At 64.1% G+C, this 2,578-nt stretch carries 3 protein-coding genes; 2 read left to right on the top strand and 1 reads right to left on the bottom strand.

The annotated features are described in order from the left end of the window. Positions 1–148: 148 nt before the first annotated feature. Positions 149–541 (bottom strand): response regulator, encoded by a 393-nt coding sequence (locus VGL01_RS13110; RefSeq protein ID WP_331569933.1) that lies wholly within the window; start codon positions 539–541, stop codon positions 149–151. 168 nt (positions 542–709) lie between these two features. Between VGL01_RS13110 and VGL01_RS13105 the strand changes: the two genes are divergently transcribed. Both VGL01_RS13105 and VGL01_RS13100 read left to right on the top strand, forming a co-directional pair. Continuing rightward, a complete protein-coding gene (locus VGL01_RS13105; protein ID WP_331569931.1) occupies positions 710–2,188 on the top strand; it encodes a PAS domain S-box protein in 1,479 nt (492 codons plus the stop codon). A gap of 78 nt (positions 2,189–2,266) precedes the next feature. Next, on the top strand, positions 2,267–2,578 hold a 312-nt coding region (locus VGL01_RS13100), incomplete at its 3' end, for a helix-turn-helix domain-containing protein (RefSeq protein ID WP_331569929.1).

Raw genomic sequence — 2,578 nt, 5'->3', positions numbered from 1 at the left:
TCCGGTCATGCCGGCGGCGTTTGTATCGGTGTCGCGGTTACGTTGGTGTTGGATTCAGTATCGGCTTCACCGGATCTCTTTGAAATCAGGTCGGGCTGAATCTGGCGTAAGCGGCGAGCGCGCCGATTGTCGGGATTCGCCTACAACCTCAGCGGTGAGCGAGCTCGCGCACCGCGTCGCGTACACGCAGGGCTTCGGACGATTTGTCGAGGACCAGGCGTGCGCCGAGCTCCAAGCACGCGGCTTTCATTTGCGGGTAGATCGCGTTCGTCAACACGATGGCGGCAATGCCCGGGGCATGCTCGCGCAGCCACTCGAGTACGGCCAATCCGCTCGTTCCCGATTTGAGCTGCAAATCCAGCACGACCATGTCCGGTTGCGTGAGGCCGATGCCGGCGCAAGCGCCATCGGGCTCATCGGCCATGCCGACGACTTGCGTCCCGGCGACGGAGCGGACGAGCTCGGCGATGCGCTCGCGAATGGTGGGGTGATCCTCGACGAGAAACACCTTCAAGGCCGGTGGCGGCAGGTTCGAATCCATACACGCAGTCTGGCCGAAACCCGCGCGGTTGCAAATCGGTGCAGGATGCAATTGCTGTGCGCATTCGGGCGGCCGTGTCGGACACGGCTTACAGCTTCGGCCAGCGCGGCTGGTTGGCAAGCATTGTGCTGGAGATTAGACTGGCGACATCTCTGCCCGGGAGTCTCCGTGGATTCACGCCCGCACTTCACGCATGGCCGGCGCGCGGCTTCGTCGATCGACCGTGTGTCGGGCGACGAGCGTTATCGCTCGCTCGTGGAAGCGATCAACGATTACGCGATCTTCCTCCTCGACGCGGACGGATACGTTGCGACCTGGAACGGCGGTGCGCAGCGGATCAAGGGCTACCTCCCCGACGAAATCATCGGGCGCCATTTTTCCGTTTTTTATCCTCCCGAGAGCGTCGCGCGCGGCTATCCGGACGAAGAGCTCGCGCGCGCGGCCGCGCATGGGCGTTGGGAAGACGAGGGCTGGCGTTTGCGCAAGGACGGAAGCCGTTTTTGGGCCAACGTCGTCATTACGGCCTTGCGCGACAAGCAGGGCGTGCTGACGGGCTATGCCAAGATCACGCGCGACATGACCGAGCGCCGCCGCCACGAAGAGCGGACGCAGCAAAGCGAAGAGCGGCTCAGGCGGCTCATGGATGCCGTCGAAGACGGCATCTTCATGCTCGACCCCCAGGGACACGTCACGAGCTGGAACGCGGGTGCGACGCGTCTCAAGGGATTTGGCGCATCGGAAATCATAGGCCAGCATTTTTCCCGCTTTTACCCGATTGAAGACATCGTGGCCGGCAAGCCGCAGGCCGAACTCGCGGCCGCGGCCGCCCACGGGCGTACCGAGGACGAGAGCTGGCGCCTGCGCAAGGACGGTTCGCGGTTTTGGGCCAACGTCATCATCACCGCTGTCTACGGGCCGCGAGGCCAGTTGATCGGATTCGCGGCAGTCACGCGAGACATGACCGAGCGCAACGAGCTGCGGCAGTTGCAATACGCGAGCGAGCTCGCGGCCCGAATCGAGGCTGCGCGCGAGGAAGAAAAAAAACGTATCGCGCGAGAACTGCACGACGATCTCGGCCAGCAGTTGACGGCGCTCAAGATGGGGCTCGCCACCGTGCTTGCCGACGACACTGCCCGTGCCGCGCAACTACGCGATGCCGTCGATCGCGCCATCGTCTCGGTGCGGCGCCTCGCCGCGGGTTTGCGCCCCGCCGCGCTCGACGATTTCGGGCTAGTGCCCGCCCTCGAATGGCTTATCGACGATTGTCGGCAGCGCTCCGATTTGCATGTCTCGCTCGTGACCGAAACGCAGGACGTCACATTCAGCGAAGCGGCTTCGACAGCGTTGTTCCGGATCGTGCAGGAAAGCCTCAGCAATGCGATGCGCCATGCGTTGGGCGCGACGTCTGTCGAAGTGGCGCTGAGCTGCGCCGCCTCGATTTGCGATCTGAAGATCAGCGACAACGGGACGGCCGCGGCCGCGGGCGGCAGCGATGACACCGAGTTGCGCAAGGACCGGCCGCCGCCATCCGGCCTCGCCGGTATTCGCGACCGCGTGCGCCGCCTGGGCGGCACCGTGACGGCGGGTCCCGATGCCGCGGGCGGGTTCATCGTCCATATTTCGATTCCACGGTACGCGGTCGAATAGGAAGGGTTTCCGGCCTGCATGGGGCGTATCGCCGCAATCGACCTTGAAATTAACTAACGCATGAATTAAATTTGAAGCATGAACAGGACTGCATCCGGCGCGCCGAGACCCAGGACGCGGGGGCGGCGCCGCGCCGCGCCCGATCTCGACGGACGCGAACGTCTCCTCGATCGCGCGACCGAGCTTTTTGCCGCGCAAGGCATCGCCGCGACGACGATGGCACAGATCGCCTCGGCGGCGGACGTGACTTCGGCGATGGTCCACTATTACTTCAAGAATCGCGAAACGTTGCTCGATATCGTCGTCGAGGAGCGCATCGCACGCGCTATTCACTTCGTCTGGCAAGTCGGTGAGGCGGACTACGAGGAGGATGCGGCGCAACTCGCGCAT

It is taken from the genome of Trinickia sp., assembly GCF_036503415.1.
Taxonomy (GTDB): Bacteria; Pseudomonadota; Gammaproteobacteria; order Burkholderiales; family Burkholderiaceae; genus Trinickia.
This window is presented reverse-complemented; position numbering and strand designations above follow the sequence as displayed.